The sequence below is a fragment of the Deinococcus piscis genome (genome assembly GCF_014653275.1).
GTDB lineage: Bacteria > Deinococcota > Deinococci > Deinococcales > Deinococcaceae > Deinococcus > Deinococcus piscis.
Window position 1 is genome coordinate 90,198 of sequence record NZ_BNAL01000005.1, and the last position, 13,937, is coordinate 104,134.

At 65.4% G+C, this 13,937-nt stretch carries 12 protein-coding genes and 1 other RNA gene; 10 read left to right on the top strand and 3 right to left on the bottom strand.

Going from position 1 to position 13,937, the window contains the following annotated elements; all coding sequences use genetic code 11:
• Nucleotides 1–58: 58 nt before the first annotated feature.
• From IE158_RS03485 to rnpB, 7 genes are all read left to right on the top strand, one after another.
• On the top strand, nucleotides 59–808 hold the full coding sequence (locus tag IE158_RS03485; RefSeq protein ID WP_189642283.1) for a DUF937 domain-containing protein: 750 nt from the start codon (nucleotides 59–61) through the stop codon (nucleotides 806–808).
• Nucleotides 809–1,016: 208 nt separating this feature from the next.
• Nucleotides 1,017–1,427, top strand: coding sequence for a hypothetical protein (locus IE158_RS03490; RefSeq protein WP_229838872.1), 411 nt, complete (start codon nucleotides 1,017–1,019; stop codon nucleotides 1,425–1,427).
• 143 nt (nucleotides 1,428–1,570) lie between these two features.
• Nucleotides 1,571–2,824 (top strand): class I SAM-dependent RNA methyltransferase, encoded by a 1,254-nt coding sequence (locus tag IE158_RS03495; protein ID WP_189642285.1) that lies wholly within the window; start codon nucleotides 1,571–1,573, stop codon nucleotides 2,822–2,824.
• An 80-nt stretch (nucleotides 2,825–2,904) separates the two neighbouring features.
• Entirely contained in the window at nucleotides 2,905–3,819 is a 915-nt protein-coding gene (locus IE158_RS03500; RefSeq protein WP_189642286.1) for a hypothetical protein, read from the top strand.
• A 52-nt stretch (nucleotides 3,820–3,871) separates the two neighbouring features.
• The gene (locus IE158_RS03505; RefSeq protein WP_189642287.1) at nucleotides 3,872–4,282 is read left to right on the top strand and encodes a hypothetical protein; all 411 of its coding nucleotides are present in this window, start codon (nucleotides 3,872–3,874) and stop codon (nucleotides 4,280–4,282) included.
• Complete coding sequence (locus tag IE158_RS03510; RefSeq protein ID WP_189642288.1) at nucleotides 4,275–5,033, top strand: pseudouridine synthase; 759 nt, start codon at nucleotides 4,275–4,277, stop codon at nucleotides 5,031–5,033. Before IE158_RS03505 ends, IE158_RS03510 begins: the two co-directional genes overlap by 8 nt.
• 25 nt (nucleotides 5,034–5,058) lie before the next feature.
• Nucleotides 5,059–5,492: RNase P RNA component class A (gene rnpB / locus IE158_RS03515), an RNA gene on the top strand.
• Nucleotides 5,493–5,522: 30 nt separating this feature from the next.
• On the opposite strand, the gene IE158_RS13745 is transcribed toward rnpB, so the two are convergent.
• Both IE158_RS13745 and truD read right to left on the bottom strand, forming a co-directional pair.
• On the bottom strand, nucleotides 5,523–5,846 hold the full coding sequence (locus IE158_RS13745; RefSeq protein ID WP_189642301.1) for a DUF3293 domain-containing protein: 324 nt from the start codon (nucleotides 5,844–5,846) through the stop codon (nucleotides 5,523–5,525).
• A gap of 119 nt (nucleotides 5,847–5,965) precedes the next feature.
• Entirely contained in the window at nucleotides 5,966–7,096 is a 1,131-nt protein-coding gene (gene truD, locus IE158_RS03525) for a tRNA pseudouridine(13) synthase TruD (RefSeq protein WP_229838873.1), read from the bottom strand.
• Nucleotides 7,097–7,287: 191 nt separating this feature from the next.
• On the opposite strand from truD, the gene IE158_RS03530 reads away from it, so the two are divergent.
• Genes IE158_RS03530 through IE158_RS03540 form a run of 3 tightly spaced genes read left to right on the top strand, consistent with a single transcriptional unit; the run spans nucleotide 7,288 to nucleotide 12,844 of the window.
• Complete coding sequence (locus IE158_RS03530; protein ID WP_189642289.1) at nucleotides 7,288–8,166, top strand: shikimate dehydrogenase family protein; 879 nt, start codon at nucleotides 7,288–7,290, stop codon at nucleotides 8,164–8,166.
• Nucleotides 8,163–11,636, top strand: coding sequence for a PAS domain-containing sensor histidine kinase (locus IE158_RS03535; RefSeq protein ID WP_189642290.1), 3,474 nt, complete (start codon nucleotides 8,163–8,165; stop codon nucleotides 11,634–11,636). The genes IE158_RS03530 and IE158_RS03535 overlap by 4 nt, the downstream gene beginning before the upstream one ends.
• Nucleotides 11,633–12,844, top strand: a complete 1,212-nt coding sequence (locus IE158_RS03540) for a hybrid sensor histidine kinase/response regulator (protein WP_189642291.1) — start codon at nucleotides 11,633–11,635, stop codon at nucleotides 12,842–12,844. The genes IE158_RS03535 and IE158_RS03540 overlap by 4 nt, the downstream gene beginning before the upstream one ends.
• A gap of 17 nt (nucleotides 12,845–12,861) precedes the next feature.
• Here the strand turns inward: IE158_RS03540 and IE158_RS03545 are convergent.
• Nucleotides 12,862–13,667 (bottom strand): IS5 family transposase gene (locus IE158_RS03545; RefSeq protein ID WP_373295820.1). Its coding sequence is split into 2 segments (ribosomal slippage): nucleotides 12,862–13,325 and nucleotides 13,325–13,667, totalling 807 coding nucleotides; the frame shifts between segments, so codons are not numbered across the junction.
• Nucleotides 13,668–13,937: the final 270 nt, after the last annotated feature.

Genomic DNA, 13,937 nt, shown 5'->3' on the forward strand with positions numbered 1-13,937 from the left:
GTTTACCCTGAGCAGAGCCTAGGTGTGGCCGGGGCGAGACCGCCCTATACTCGGGCTCATGGAAATTTTGCAACTTTTGGCGGGTCAGATGCAGGCCCAGCAGGTCAGCCAGCGCGTGGGTGCCAGCCCCGAACAAACTCAGGACGCCCTCCAGGCCGCTGTACCTCTGCTGCTGGGTGCGCTCACCCGCAATGCCCAGCAGGGCCAGGCCGCCGCCATCGAGCAGGCGGTGGCCCAGCACGGCGAGCAGGAGCTTGAAGGTTTTGCCCGCGCAGGTCAGTTGCCAGACATGCAGGACGGTCAAGCGGCGCTGCAGCACATCTTCGGTGGGCAGCAGCAGGCCGCCGCCAATGCGGTAGGTCGCCGCTCGGGCATCGATCCCCAGCTGGCCCTACAGATTCTCAGCATTGCTGCGCCGCTGGTGCTCAGCTACCTGAACCGCCAGCGTCAGCAGGGCGGAGCTGAGCAGACTGCTGGCCTGCCCGGTGGCTTTCCTGGAGGTCTGCCAGGCGGTCTGGGCGGACAAACGGGCGCGGCTGCGCCGGTGGGCGGCGATATTACCTCGGTGCTGACCAGCGTGCTGGGTGGTTTGCTGGGCGGCGGGATGGCGGGCGGCCTGGGCCAACAGTCTTCTTTGCCGGGTCAGCCCCTGCCCGGTCAGACGGTCCCGGCCCAGACCCTGCCTGGCGGAGCCGCTGCGGGCAACCTCGGCGGTCTGCTGGGAACCCTGAACCGTGCTCTGGACCGCGATGGAGACGGCAGCGCTCTGGACGAGATGATGGACATGTTGGCCCGACGCCAACGCTGACCAGCGGCGCTTTGAGGGCATGACAAGAGGGAGTAGGCCACTGGTGCTGACTCCCTCTTGTCATGGTGCTGAGCTACGGACCCCTTTGAGCGTTTTCTCACATTCGCAGAAATGTCAGTTTGGCGTCAGCTTGGCTGCCATACTGATATTTACTATGCGCGTGGCTCTCTCGGTGCCCCGGGTTTCTCCCCCTAGAGGATGGCCTCAGGTGGCCGGTGCTTTTGTGGCCCTGCTGCTCGTGCTGGGGCTGCTGACAGCAGGCCTCACCCTCTGGCGACTGGACGGCACAGGCCCAAACTACAAGCCGCTGGACTTCGTGGCCTGGCGGTTGGTCAGCCCCGTCTCCGCGCCGCTGACCCATCCCCGCCGCGATATGGCCTATGCCGCTCAGGACTGGCTGGAAGCCAAGCACCCGGACCGCTCTGAGGTGTACAGCCTGCTGGGACCTGCTGACGCTTTTCCAGCGGCTTCGGCGGAGGCTTACCGGGTGGGGTGTGGCTTCACAGCGCACGGTTGCCAGACCGAGGACTGGCTGGTGGTGGAGTACGGCGCTGATGGCCGGGTGGTCAGCACCGCCTTTCAGCCGGCTGGGTATCTGCCGGCTGCCGCTCCCGATTAGAACGCCAGCAAGCTCGCGCCGGGGCAAGCGGGATGATTAGCGCCAGACAGCAGGGCATTGCCCCTTAGCACTGCTTCTGACGCCATCACGGGGCCTGGCTCCATCACTGTGGCCGCCTGCGCAGACACGCTAAGCTGCCAGTTATGCAGTCTTCTCTCTCCCATACCCCCGAACCCGGCACCTATTTGATTGAGAAGGTGGTGTCGGGCGGCCTGGGGCTGGCCCGCGATGAATCCGGCGTGGTGCTTATTCGCGGCGCACTTCCTGGCGAGCGGGTCCGCGCCGAAATCCGCAGCGGGAAGGGCGTACGCCAGGGCCGCGTGACCGAGGTGCTGGAGGCCAGCCCTGACCGGGTGAGCGGCTCCAATCTGCCCACGACTGACCTGGCCCACGCCCGCTATGAGGCGCAGCTGCGCTACAAGCGCGACTTTGTGGTTGAGGCGCTGACCCGTATCGGCAAGCTGAGTGGTCACCGGGTGGAGGAGACGGTGCCCAGCCCGGCGCAGACCGGCTACCGCAGCGGGGCGCAGTATCTGATCACGCCCCAGGGGCTGGCGTACCGTGAGCGCCGTGAGCACCGCCCCCGGCTGGTGGAACACGACCCTTTGATAGCCCCGTTCGTGGCCGACTTGCTGAACCGGCTGGACCCGCAGCTGCTGGCTCCAGCGGGTGAAATCGCCGTGCGCGGCTCCTTCTTGACTGGCGAAGTGGTGGCGGCCCTGATCGGTCCCGGCGAACCACGCGCCTACCTGCGGGCCGCCGACCACCTGATGGACGCCGGGGCCGTCGGGGTCAGTCTGGCTGCGCCTGCCGGCAAGCGTTTCAGCGCGGGCGTGCGCCTGATTGCCGGCGAAAGCACCGTGGCCGAGCGCTTTGGAGATGTGATTCTGCCGGTGAGCGCTGTGGGCTTTTCGCAGGTGAACCCAGCGGCGGCTGGCCTGGCTTATCTTCAGGTGGCCGAACTGGCCGGGCAGGGCACCCACGCGGCTGACCTGTATGGCGGGGCTGGAGCCATTGCCCGTCACCTGACCCGCAACTTTGAGCAGGTCACCGTGTTGGACAGCTCAGCTGAGGCCCTGAGCCGGGGCCGTCAAGCTGCGGGCGAGGCCGAAATCCGCAACATTACTTTCCAGCAGGGAGCTGCCGAAGAACTGGAGGAGCTCAGCGCCGAAGTCATTGTGGTGGACCCGCCCCGTGCTGGCCTGGACCCAGCCGTGCGGGCACATATTCAGGCTTCTACCGCTGACCGGCTGGTGTACGTATCGTGCGACCCAGCCACCTGGGCGCGTGATGTGGGCGACTTGGTGGGCCGGGGCTGGAAACTGGGCCGCGTGGTGCCGCACGATTTCTATCCGCAGACCAGCCACGTGGAAGTCGTCAGCGTGCTGGAGCGCTGAGCACCGGCGATTAAGCTGCCGTCAGCTGGGCATCATCAGGGCAACATCTGCCCCAGTGTGCCCAGCGTTACGTTGGAGGCATGAGACAAAAAGGTTGGGGGAGCTGGGGCGTGGCCCTGGTGCTAAGCGGAATTCTGGGGGCGGCACCAGCGGCTGCAGGCAGTGCAGAAGCGCAGGCTGCGGCGATAGCTGCGGGGGCCACTGTACAGGCGGCCCCGGCTGACCCAGCCGCCCTGGAGCGTCTGCTTGACCGCATGTCTGATGGCAACTATGTGCTGGGCAAGTTGCCTCCCGGAGTGGAGTTGCCGCTGCCTGCACGCACCGAAGTCATCGGCAGCCAGTTCAGTCCCCAGGGCAGCGATGCCGTGGTCTATTTGGACACTGTCCTCAACGCCGCCGCACTGAGAGAGTTTTACCTGGCTCAAAGTGGCTGGAAGCAGGGACAGCCCGGCTGGGGCGAGGAAGTAGGTGGCTTCGTGGCGGCGGAGGGGCTGGATGCCGCAGGACAGCCTCTGATCTTTTACCGCAGTGCGCCGGCCACTGTGATTCATCTGAATTTCAGCGGACCGGCGGACGCGCAGGGACGCCGCCCGCTGGTCGTGTGGTTCAGAAAAGGGGCTGACGCCGTGCGGCAGGTCAGTTCTCCCCGGCAGTCGGGAACGAGATTTGGCCTGCCCAACCTTCCCACCCTGCGGGCACCAGCAGGCGTGACGGTGGGCGGCGGTGGCAGCGGCAGCAGTGACCAGGACTGGAGTCAGTCCAGCAGCCTGCGCGGAGAGATCAAACTGCCTGCGCTGCACGAGCACTACGCCGCGCAGCTGAAGCAGCAGGGCTGGACCCGGGCCGGGGAGCTGGTGCAGGAGCGGTCCGCCACTTCACTGTGGACCCTGCCCGCCCGTGAGGGCCAGGGACCGCGTGAGCTGGTGCTGAATCTGGGCGCACGCTCCGGCGGGGAATTCTCGGGCTTCTTGTTGCTGCGCGAACTGAATCCCTGACCCGGCCCGTCGCTACGGTGTGCGGCGCTCGCTGGCCGCTACACTGGGCGCTGTGTTACGTCTCGCATTTTGGCTGACCGCGCTGCTGCTGCTCCCGCTGGGGCTGGGCCTGTACTGGCTGCCCCAGGAGACAGCCGACTTGCTGGGTGCTTCGCCGCTGTGGCTGGTGCGCGGCGCGGGCGCGCTGCTGACCGCCTGGAGTCTGGGCCTGCTGTACGCGGGCTACCGCACCGATCCCACAGGCCGGGTCAATCTGGTGTCTGGCAATCTGCTGCTGGCGGCCACGCTGGGGGCCGCTGCGCTGCGGCTGGATCTGCCCAGCGAAATCACCGTGTTGGCCCTGAGTGCGCTGCTGCTGGCTTTTGGATTGGTAGGTCTGCTGGCGCGCCCCCCGGCAGTAGCTGCCCAGCCTGCGTCTGTTCGGGACGCGGCTGTCCGCGACGAAGCGGTGCCTCATGACTGATTCGGGCGAACGCTTGCAGAAGGTGCTGGCCCGCGCTGGGGTGGCCTCGCGCCGCGCTGCCGAGGAGCTGATTGAGGCAGGCCGCGTAGAGGTCAATGGCATGCAGGCCAGTCTGGGTGTGCGCGTGCAGCCCGGTGACCGGGTGACGGTGGACGGTGAAGCCATCACGGCCCCGGCGCAGCACGTGACCTATATGCTGCACAAGCCAGCAGGATTCGTGACCAGTGCGCAGGATGAGTTGGGCCGCATGACTGTGCTGGACGCCATGCCAGCGGTTCCGGGCCTGCATCCGGTTGGCCGGCTCGACAAGGACTCCGAAGGGCTGCTGATCCTGACCACCGACGGCGACCTCACCATGCGGCTGACCCATCCCCGCTTCGAGCACGAGAAAGTGTACCGGGTGTGGTGTTATCCGGAGCCCGGCGAACGCGAACTGGCGGCGCTGCGGCGCGGCATAGAGCTGGAAGAAGGCTTTGCCCGCGCCGAGGTGGAGCCCGCTCTCGGCGGCGCTCTGGCCCTGCTGCGCGAGGGGCGCAAGCGGCAGGTGCGCCGCATGTTTGCAGAAGTGGGCTGCCCGGTAGACCGGCTGCTGCGCTACCGCGTGGGCGGCCTGTGGCTGGGCGACCTGGCTCCCGGCGAGTTCGCCCAGCTCAGTGAGCAACAGCTGGGCTGGCTGCTGCAGCCCGGCGCGGCCCAGCAGTCGCCGGAGCAGCAACAGCAAGAAGCGCTGACCCGCCGCTTATGGCTCTGACCCCCGCAGTCTGCTAAACTGTCCCGCCGGGAGACAGACGGCCGCGCTGCCACGCCCACCCGGGCGCAGGGCAGTGAGGAAAGTCTGGGCACCATAGGGCAAGGATGCCAGCTAACGGCTGGTCGGCGAGTCCAGCGCCCCTGCCGCACGCCTGCGGAGGGGAAAGCGGCGAAGCCGAAGGACAGTGCCACAGAAACAAGACGGCCCGCGGCCAGGTATGCCAGGCGTGGCAGGCCGCAGGTCAAGGTGAAACGGTGCGGTAAGAGCGCACCAGGTTCCCAGGAGACTGGGAGCGCTGGTAAACCCCATCCGGTGCAAGACCCGACAGAGCGTGAGGGCGGCCCGCCCGTTTGCAGCGCCAGGATGGTCGCTAGAGGTGTCTGGCAACAGGCATCCCAGAGAGATGGTCGTCCCTGCCTCAGGGCAGGACAGAACCCAGCTTATCGTCTCCCGGCAAAGGAGCGCTTCCCCTGTGGGCGGCGCTCCTTTCTACTTGAATGCTCTGGGTTCTGGTGGGAGGCAGACCAGCCAGCGTCGCTCGGCCTGGACCGCGCGCCCACCGTCCAGCCACAGCAGCGCTGCCCGCGTGCCGCTGCCGCACAGCACGGCGGCTTGCCCGAAGTCGCGGCCCAGCCTCGCCAGCTCGCCGGGGCCGATGTCCTGAAGAATGAAGGTCGGCTCCTGCCACTCGCCCTCGCCGTTGTGGCCCGCACGGAAGTGCTGCCCCAGCCGCCTCAGTTCTGCTTCCAGCGCCCGCTGACGCTGCTCGTTGTCCCGCCTGGCCCGACGGCTGCCCAGCTGGATTCCAGGCAGTCACGACGCCCCAGCGGCCCACTGCCCAGCTGGGAGCGGGGCCGGGACCGGGATGCTCACTCAACCAGGCCCGCTCGGCGGTGGTGCCATAGCTGCTGCTCAGGAAAGCTCGGCGCAGTTCAGGGTCGGGCCGGAAGATGGTGTCCCTCCTGCGGCAGGGGCAGGGTATCCACTTCGCCGCCCATCAGCTCGCGCAGCACGGCGGTGGCAAAGCTGCCACGCGGCAGGGCGAACTGCACCGCGTAACCGTCCGGGGTGGGGGTCAGCTGCGGCGCTTCCAGAAAAAAGATGCGGGTGAGCCGGGTGTCGCCCCGTAGTCCAGCGAGGGGGGCCGCAAAGTCCGCCGAGTCCAATCCCAGCTCATCCAGCGCTTCACGTTCCAGCAGGCTGCCCTCCGCCCGCAGCGGCTGACTTTTCTTGCCGAACAGGTTGCCCAGAGCACTCACCTCGCCCCGCGCGGCCCGCTCACTTTCGGCAGAGCTGTCCACCCAGAATTCACCACCGCTGTCATGCTTTTTGGCGCGGTCACCGGGCAGGAGGCCCGCGAACAGGCCGCGCTCCAGCCGCAGGCTGAGGTAAGCATTGAAGACCGCGCTTTGCAGCGCCGACACCAGAAAGCGCCGCAGGCGGGTGTCGCTCAGCGCCGACTCGCCGCGCAGCACCCGCACGCCCTCGGCGGCGTTGATGCCGCCCAGCCCGAAGCGCTGCGGCCCGAAGTAGTTGGGAATGCCCTGCGCCTGAAGCTCACTCAGCCGTGCCGCTGCCTGCTCCACCGTGCCGGGTGCGCCGCGCACTTCCACCCGGAAGCGGTTGCCACGCAGGTGCCCCAGCCCCAGCTTGTTGGGATGGCGGCCGGTGTCCAGAATCTCCACGCCGTCCAGTGCAAAGTGCGCCAGCCTTTTTTCGGCGGCGGCAGGCACCGAGACCCACTGCGTGGTCACGGCGTGGCGGTCCTTTTGGCCTGCGCTGCCGATGTCGCGGTCCTTCACGCGCAGCTGACGGGCCAGTTCGCGCAGCAGGTGGCCTGTGGTGTGACCTTCCTTGCGCAGGTGAATCATCAGGTGGTCGCCCTCACCGGCGGGCAGATACAGCGGCAACTCCTCGACCTGGAAGTCGGCCAGCTCGCGGCGCAGCTCCCCTCCGGTGCCTGCTTCAGTCGGCAGGCTGCCCAGCCGCGCCAGGGCGCTCCAGCGAAAGGTCAGCGGGTCGGATGTGGGCAAGGAAGTCGCCGGAGAAGTGGGGTCGGTCACGCCGCGTAGCTTAGAGCAGTTCTTGAGCGGCGCGGGCGGTGAGCGATGCGGTGGACTGGGGCCGGGGCTTGCCAAGCTGCTAGGCAGAGCAAAGGGGAAACAGGATGGACTTTGCGGGATGAAGCAGCTGGGAGAGGCGCAGCCGCGCAGCTGCTGTGGGATGAAGCGGAATCCGTATTAGACTGGCTGGCATGCCTACGGCGGAACTTCGCGCCTCCTTGTTCGCCCATCCTGCGGCCCACTCGCTCTCACCGGCTCTGCACCGCGCCGCACTGAAGGCCGTGGGTTGGAAGGGTGGCTACCGTGCCGAAGATGTGCTGCCCGCCGAATTGCCAGCCCGCGTGCAGGCGCTACGTGCGCGGGCGGCCAGCGCCGAAGTCCTGACGGGTGCCAACCTCAGCCTGCCGCACAAAGTGACGGTGATGCCGCTGCTCGACGGCCTGACTCCGGCTGCGGCGGCGGTGGGGGCAGTCAATACGCTCTTCTGGCAAGGGGGGCAGTTGATGGGCGACAACACCGATGCTCCCGGCCTGCGGGCCGCTCTGCTGGACGCTGGCTACTCGCCCGCTCCTGGCCTGCGGGCCGTGCTGCTGGGTGCCGGAGGAGCCGCCCGCGCCGCGCTGTGGGTGCTGCGCGAGTGGGGGATACCCACCCTGATGCTCAACCGCACCCCGGAGCGTGCCCAGGCCCTGGCCGCCGAGTGGGCGGTAGAGGGCTGGGACGTGCAGGCTGCCCAACCGGGGGGCGTGAACTGGGCTGAGGTGGGACTCATTCTGAACGCCAGCAGCGCGGGCCTGGACCGCCCAGACGAAACCCCGCTGGACCTGACCCCAGCGCAGTGGCGGGAGTTGCCGGGCAGCGCACTGGTTTATGACATGGTGTACCGGCCCGAACAGACCCGGCTGCGGCGTGACGCGGCGGCGCAGGGCGTACGCACTGAGGGCGGCCTGGGGATGTTGGCCCACCAAGCAGCGCTGGCCTTTGAGCGCTGGACGGGGCAGCAAGTGGACGCTGGAGTGCTGCTGACAGTGGCCCGCCGCGAGCTGAGCGGGGCGGGGGACCAGGCATGATGCCGCCCAGTACACCTCCTGCGAGTCGGAGGCCTGCTTTTTTGCAGTTCTCGCTGGCGACCCAGTTACTGATCCTGATTGTGCTGGTCACCTTGATTTCGGCGGTGGCTGTCCACACATACGTGCGCCAGCAGCAGATCACCGAAACCCAAAACCAGCTGGATTCCCACGCCAAAGTGCTGACGGACCGCCTCTCCGACTACGAGACGCTGCTGCTGTCCACCTATTCATTCCTCTACGCCGACAAGATGCCGGGTACTGACATCAATACTTTTGTGGCGGGAATGCATTTGGAGCAGTATTTTCCCAGTGTCCACAAGCTGGATATCCTGCGCTTTGAGGATGGGCAGTTGGCCGAGGCACCCCGTGAAATCGGTTCGCTGACCGTCAGTTCTGAAACCGGTCAGATGATTCAGCAGACGATTAATGCGGCGGTAGGCAGTGGCACCACCAGCATCACGTCCCCCTTTCACACTCAGGACCGCGCTTTGCTGGCGGAGGACCACCACTCACTGCTGATCGTCAAGCCCTGCCGGGTATCTGCCGAGACGGGCAAAGTGAACTGCGTGCTGTACGCGCTGATCAATGTGGAGCAGCTGATTCAGGAGGTAGAGCAGCTCTCGCCGGTGCCCAGCGGTCACGTACAGATTCTGCTGGACGGTCAGCCCCTGGACCATGGGCTGGACCTGGCCGAAGTCCAACCGCTGGCCCTGCTGGGCGGGACAGCGGCTCAGCAGGGGGCAGGCGGCGACCTGCTACAAGTGACGGTGCCGCGCTTGGGCCACAACTGGTCCTTGCAGGTGCGCGTACCGCAGCTGTCCGTGCAGGACCCGTCCACTCTGCTGGCCCCACTGGTGGTCATGATGGGGTTGCTGGCCGGTCTGCTCACGCACCGGCTGGTCAGTGATCAGTTGCGGCTCAACCGCCGTTTGCAGCAGGCCAACTCGGACCTGAGCGCGTCGCAGAGCTTCTTGGAGCAGTCACGGGCCGACTTCTCGGCCATTTTTCAGGCGATGGACGGCGGCGCGGCCTTTACCACGCCCGACGGCTTTGTGCGGATGATCAACCGGCGGTATCTGGACTTGCTGGGTCTGGAGTTCCGGGGTCTGGCCGGTGCCCACATGGATCAGGTGAGCGAACAAAGCGTGGTTAATGAACCCGGCAACCGCCAGGGGCTCTTTTCTGCTGAGGCTCCAGAGGAATACAGCGGAGTGGTGCGCCGCCTCCACGGTCCGGGCGGTCAGACCTTCTGGGGCGAGATGAGCCGTATCCGCGTGATTGGGCAGGGGCAGGAGCTGCTGGGTTACCTGCACATGCTGCGGGACGTGAGCGTCACCTTAGAAAGTCAGCAGCGCCTGCGTGACCAAGAGCAGCAGTCGCGGGCGGCGCTCGACGGGGTGCCGCATGTGCTGTGGATGTCCAACCGCCGGGGCCGACTCACCTACGCCAATCAGCAGTTCCGCAATCTGCTGAGCGGGCCGGTGGTGCGGGGGCAAGTTCACCCCGAGGACCGCTCAGCCTACGATGAGCTGTGGGAAAGGGCATATGCCAGCGGCCAGCAGCAGGAAACCGACCTGCGTCTGGCGCTGCGGACTCCTGAGGCTGTGTTTCTGCACGGTCAGGAGGCCTCGGCTCCGGCCCCTGGCTGGCGCTGGGTGTCGCTCAAGGTGGCTCCGCTCTACACCATCAGCGGCGAGGTGAACGAGTGGATTGCGGTGGCCACCGATGTTCATGCCCGCCTGATGGCTGAGCAGCTGGCGCTGGCCGAGCAGGACCACTACCGCATGGTGCTGAGTGGGATGCCGCAGCTCGTCTGGACGGTGGACGCCGACTGGAACGTGACCTATGTGAACGGGCGCTGGTACGACCTGCAGCCGGGCCTGCCTGCGCCGGTGAATCTCAGTGACCTGGCGTCGCCGGTTCATCCAGATGATCTGGACAGGTTCCACTGGGCTGTGGCCGAGGCGCGGCACCTGGCGCGGCCCCTGGAAGTCGAGCTTCAGATGGTGGGCCCTGATGGGCTGTACCGCACCTATGTGATCCGCGCCGTGCCGCTGCTGGGAGCAGGGGACAACGTGGTGGAGTGGGTGGGCACCACCACCGATGTGGATGATCAGGTCCGCGCCGAGTTCCGTTCGCGCCTGATGGTGCAGATTTCTGATGCGCTGTCGCCTGTCCCGGCAGCGGCGCAGGGCAGTGAGCTGCTGATTCAGCGCCGCAGTTATCAACACGCAGTCGAGTTGATGGCGGCTTCGCTGGGGTCTGCTGTGGCCCTTTGGCGTACCGACCTTTTGCCTGCCGAACCTGGCGCGGAAGACACGTCGCCGCGTTACCAGATTCATTGGATGGGTCAGAGTGCCAAAGACGAATATCCGCTGACGCCTGAGATGATGCAGACCATAGAAGAGCTGCTGCACCAGGGAATCAGCCGGCGGGAATCTTTCGTGAACCGTGACTCGGAGCTGCTCAGTGTGGTGGGAGCGGCTGAGTTCCTCTTAATACCGCTCTGGGGCCATGACGGCAGTCTGCGCGGCATGTTGGGACTGGCCTACTTGCGCCCGGTCCATTCCTACGACTTCGAGCTGGCCGAGCAGGTGGCGCAGCGCTTCGCCCTGGCTCTGGACAATGATGTTCTGCGCCAGCGGGCGGTGCTGGCCCAGACAGAGCTTCAGCAGCTCAACCGCTCACTGGAGCAGCGAGTGCGTGAGCGCACTCAGGAGCTGGGCGAGGCCAACCGTGAGCTGGAAGCCTTTAGTTACTCGGTCAGCCACGACCTGCGCACGCCGCTGCGGCACATGACAGGCTTTGGGGAACTGCTGCGCAAAAAGCTTCAGGCTGAAAACGAAGACCTCTCCAACCAGGCCGAGCGCTACCTGAACGTGATTTTGGAATCGGGCCAGCGCATGGGGCACCTAATTGACGATCTGCTAGAATTCTCGCGCACTGGCCGCGCCGAGCTGCGCCAGCAGCAGGTGGACCTCGGTGCCCTGATCACTGGAGTCTGGGAAGGGCTGCACCCCGACCGCGAGGGCCGCAGCGTGGCCCTGCAACTGGAGCCCTTGCCGCAGGTCTATGGCGACGAGCGGCTGCTGGCGCAGGTGTTTACCAACTTGCTGAGCAACGCCCTGAAATACTCGCGCACCCGCGATGAAGTGCTGATCCGGGTAGACAGCGTGCCGGACGGCGATGAATTGGCCGAAATCCGGGTGCATGACAATGGTGTGGGTTTTGATCCGCACTATACCGATAAACTGTTCGGTGTGTTTCAGCGACTTCACAACAATGACAAATTCGAGGGCACCGGCATCGGCCTGGCGAATGTGCGGCGGATTGTCCAGCGCCACGGGGGCCGGGTGTCGGCCCACGGTGAGCCGGGCGTGGGGGCCACTTTCAGCGTGAGCTTGCCGCTCCAGCCCCGTCCGGAACTGCCCGCGGCCCCGGCCTCAGCCGACATCGGGGACCAGGGATGACCCAGCCCGACGAACGCGTGCTGCGGGTGCTGCACCTCGAAGACAACGACCTGGACCACGAATTGGTGATTGAATCGCTGCGCGCCGATCTGCCCTGGCAGCTGGAAGTGCGCCGCGCCGAGGACGAGGCCGGGTTTCTGCACGAACTGGATACCTTTTGCCCTCAGCTGATCCTGAGTGACTACGCCCTGCCCAGCTACGATGGGTTGCGGGCCTTCCACGCTGCCGAAGCGCACGATCCTTTCTTGCCGTTCCTGATTGTGACGGGCGCGATGGGCGAGGAAATCGCGGTGGACACGCTGCGCCAGGGCGTGACCGATTACATCCTCAAGCAGCGGCTGGAGCGGCTGGCTCCCAGTGTGCGGCGCGCCATTGCCGAGTACGACTCGCTGCGCCGTCAGGAGATGGCCGAGCAGGCCGTGCGTGAGCTGAACCTGTCGCTCCAGCAGCGCCTGGAAGAAGTGGAGCGGCTGCGTGGGGTGGCCGAGGCGCAGCGTCAGCGGCTGGAAGTGCAGGCCCAGCAGCTGTCCGAGTCACTGGATATGCAGCGGACTTTCCTGGCCGAAACCAGCCACGAGCTACGTACTCCACTGACCGCCCTGTTGGGATATCTGCACCGTCAGGAGCGCGAGAAGGGGCCGTCGCAGACCCTGTCGGACGCCCGGCGTGTGGCCGAGAACATGACCCGCCTGGTCAACGACCTGCTGCAAATCTCGCGGGGCGAACTGGTCCAGGACGTCGAAATGCACTTTGTGAACCTGGACCGGCTGGTGGAGCAGGTGGGCCGCGACTTTCAGGTGCAGGCGCACTTGCTGGACCGCCCGCTGGAAGTGCTGGGCGACCCTGGTCGGCTGACGCAGGTGCTGGTCAACTTGGTGGGCAATGCGGTGCGGGTGTGTGGCACCCCTGACAAGGTGACGCTGGAAGCCCGCCGCACCGACGGCTTTGCTGAAGTGTGCATCGTTGACCGTGGGCCTGGCGTGCCCGACGACATCAAGCCGCGCATCTTCGACAAGTTCTACCGGGGCAAGGAAGCTGGATCGGCGGGCCTGGGCCTGACCATTGCCCAGCAGGTGGTGATTGGACACCACGGCCAGATTGATGTGATAGATACGCCCGGCGGCGGCGCCACCTTCCGCGTCCGCTTGCCGCTTCTCGAAGAAGAAGATGAGCTGTGGGAAGCGGACGAGCTGGGGGCGCAGGACTAGGTTGTGTCTGCAAACCTTCAAAGCCACTCCATCAGGCAGGCAATGGTCACCATGGCCTCGTAGTAACAGGCGCGTTTCTCAAAGCGGGTAGCAATTCTCCGAGACCTCTTGAGACGACCGACAAGGCGCTCAATGACATTCCGCTTTCGATATAGGCCACGGTCATACGACCGTGGCCTGTTGTGATCCCGTTTCGGAGGTACAACCAGACGAATGCCCCGTCTGCAACACAGTCGATGAGCTTTCTCTCCGCTGTAAGCACGATCTGCCAGGACGAAGGTAGGGCGGAGTCGAGGTCGGCCTCGACTTCGCCGCTTGATCTTGCCCACATCCAGGAGAGCCTCAAACATCAACATCTCGTGGCGTTGTCCTGCGGTCAGCAGGAAGGCCATTGGCCTTCCCTTCCCATCACACTTCAGGTGGATTTTTGTACTGAACCCACCTTGTGAGCGGCCAAGTGCTTTGTCTCCCCCCCTTTTTTTGCACCCGCAGCACTTTGATGAGCGCGAATGATGGTGCTATCGATCATCTGGATCTCCCAATCCACCTTGCTGGCATGGTCGGCGTGTTCTTGGACACGGGTGAGTAATTCAGCCCAGATCCCCTGTTGTTGCCAGCGGTAGAACCTGGAACTGACGGTCTTCCAGTTGCCATAGCGTTCTGGAAGGTCACGCCATGCACTTCCAGAACGCTTGACCCAGAGGATGCCATTCAAGACGGTCCGGTGATCCAGGGAAGGCCGACCTGTATGGGGCCGCTGTGGTGGGAGCAGTGGAGCCAATTGGCTCCACTGCTCGTCAGTCAATTCATAACGTCGAACCACACGTCATTTTAAGTCTTAGGACAGTTTGCAGACACACCCGCAGGACTAGAGCGGCTCACTTGCCATCAGCGCCGCTCTCTGCTGCGTAGCCTGGCAAGGCCAAATGGAGTGGAGAAGGATTCTTGACTCACTCCATGCTCTGCCGTTCTGCATCACAGTTCGTATCCGCCTCGCTCCACCAAGCAAACACTTGAGCTGTCAGATGCTCTAGAGCATTTGACATAAGAATATTCCAGGATAGGCGTGGGTCATCCAGGCGGAAATGTCTTG

Coding starts and splice junctions, on each gene's coding strand:
- IE158_RS03535 (WP_189642290.1), top strand. CDS start 8,163: ATGATGCCGCCCAGTACACCTCCTGCGAGTCGGAGGCCTGCTTTTTTG.
- IE158_RS03500 (WP_189642286.1), top strand. CDS start 2,905: ATGAGACAAAAAGGTTGGGGGAGCTGGGGCGTGGCCCTGGTGCTAAGC.
- IE158_RS03510 (WP_189642288.1), top strand. CDS start 4,275: ATGACTGATTCGGGCGAACGCTTGCAGAAGGTGCTGGCCCGCGCTGGG.
- IE158_RS03495 (WP_189642285.1), top strand. CDS start 1,571: ATGCAGTCTTCTCTCTCCCATACCCCCGAACCCGGCACCTATTTGATT.
- IE158_RS03530 (WP_189642289.1), top strand. CDS start 7,288: ATGCCTACGGCGGAACTTCGCGCCTCCTTGTTCGCCCATCCTGCGGCC.
- IE158_RS03540 (WP_189642291.1), top strand. CDS start 11,633: ATGACCCAGCCCGACGAACGCGTGCTGCGGGTGCTGCACCTCGAAGAC.
- IE158_RS03485 (WP_189642283.1), top strand. CDS start 59: ATGGAAATTTTGCAACTTTTGGCGGGTCAGATGCAGGCCCAGCAGGTC.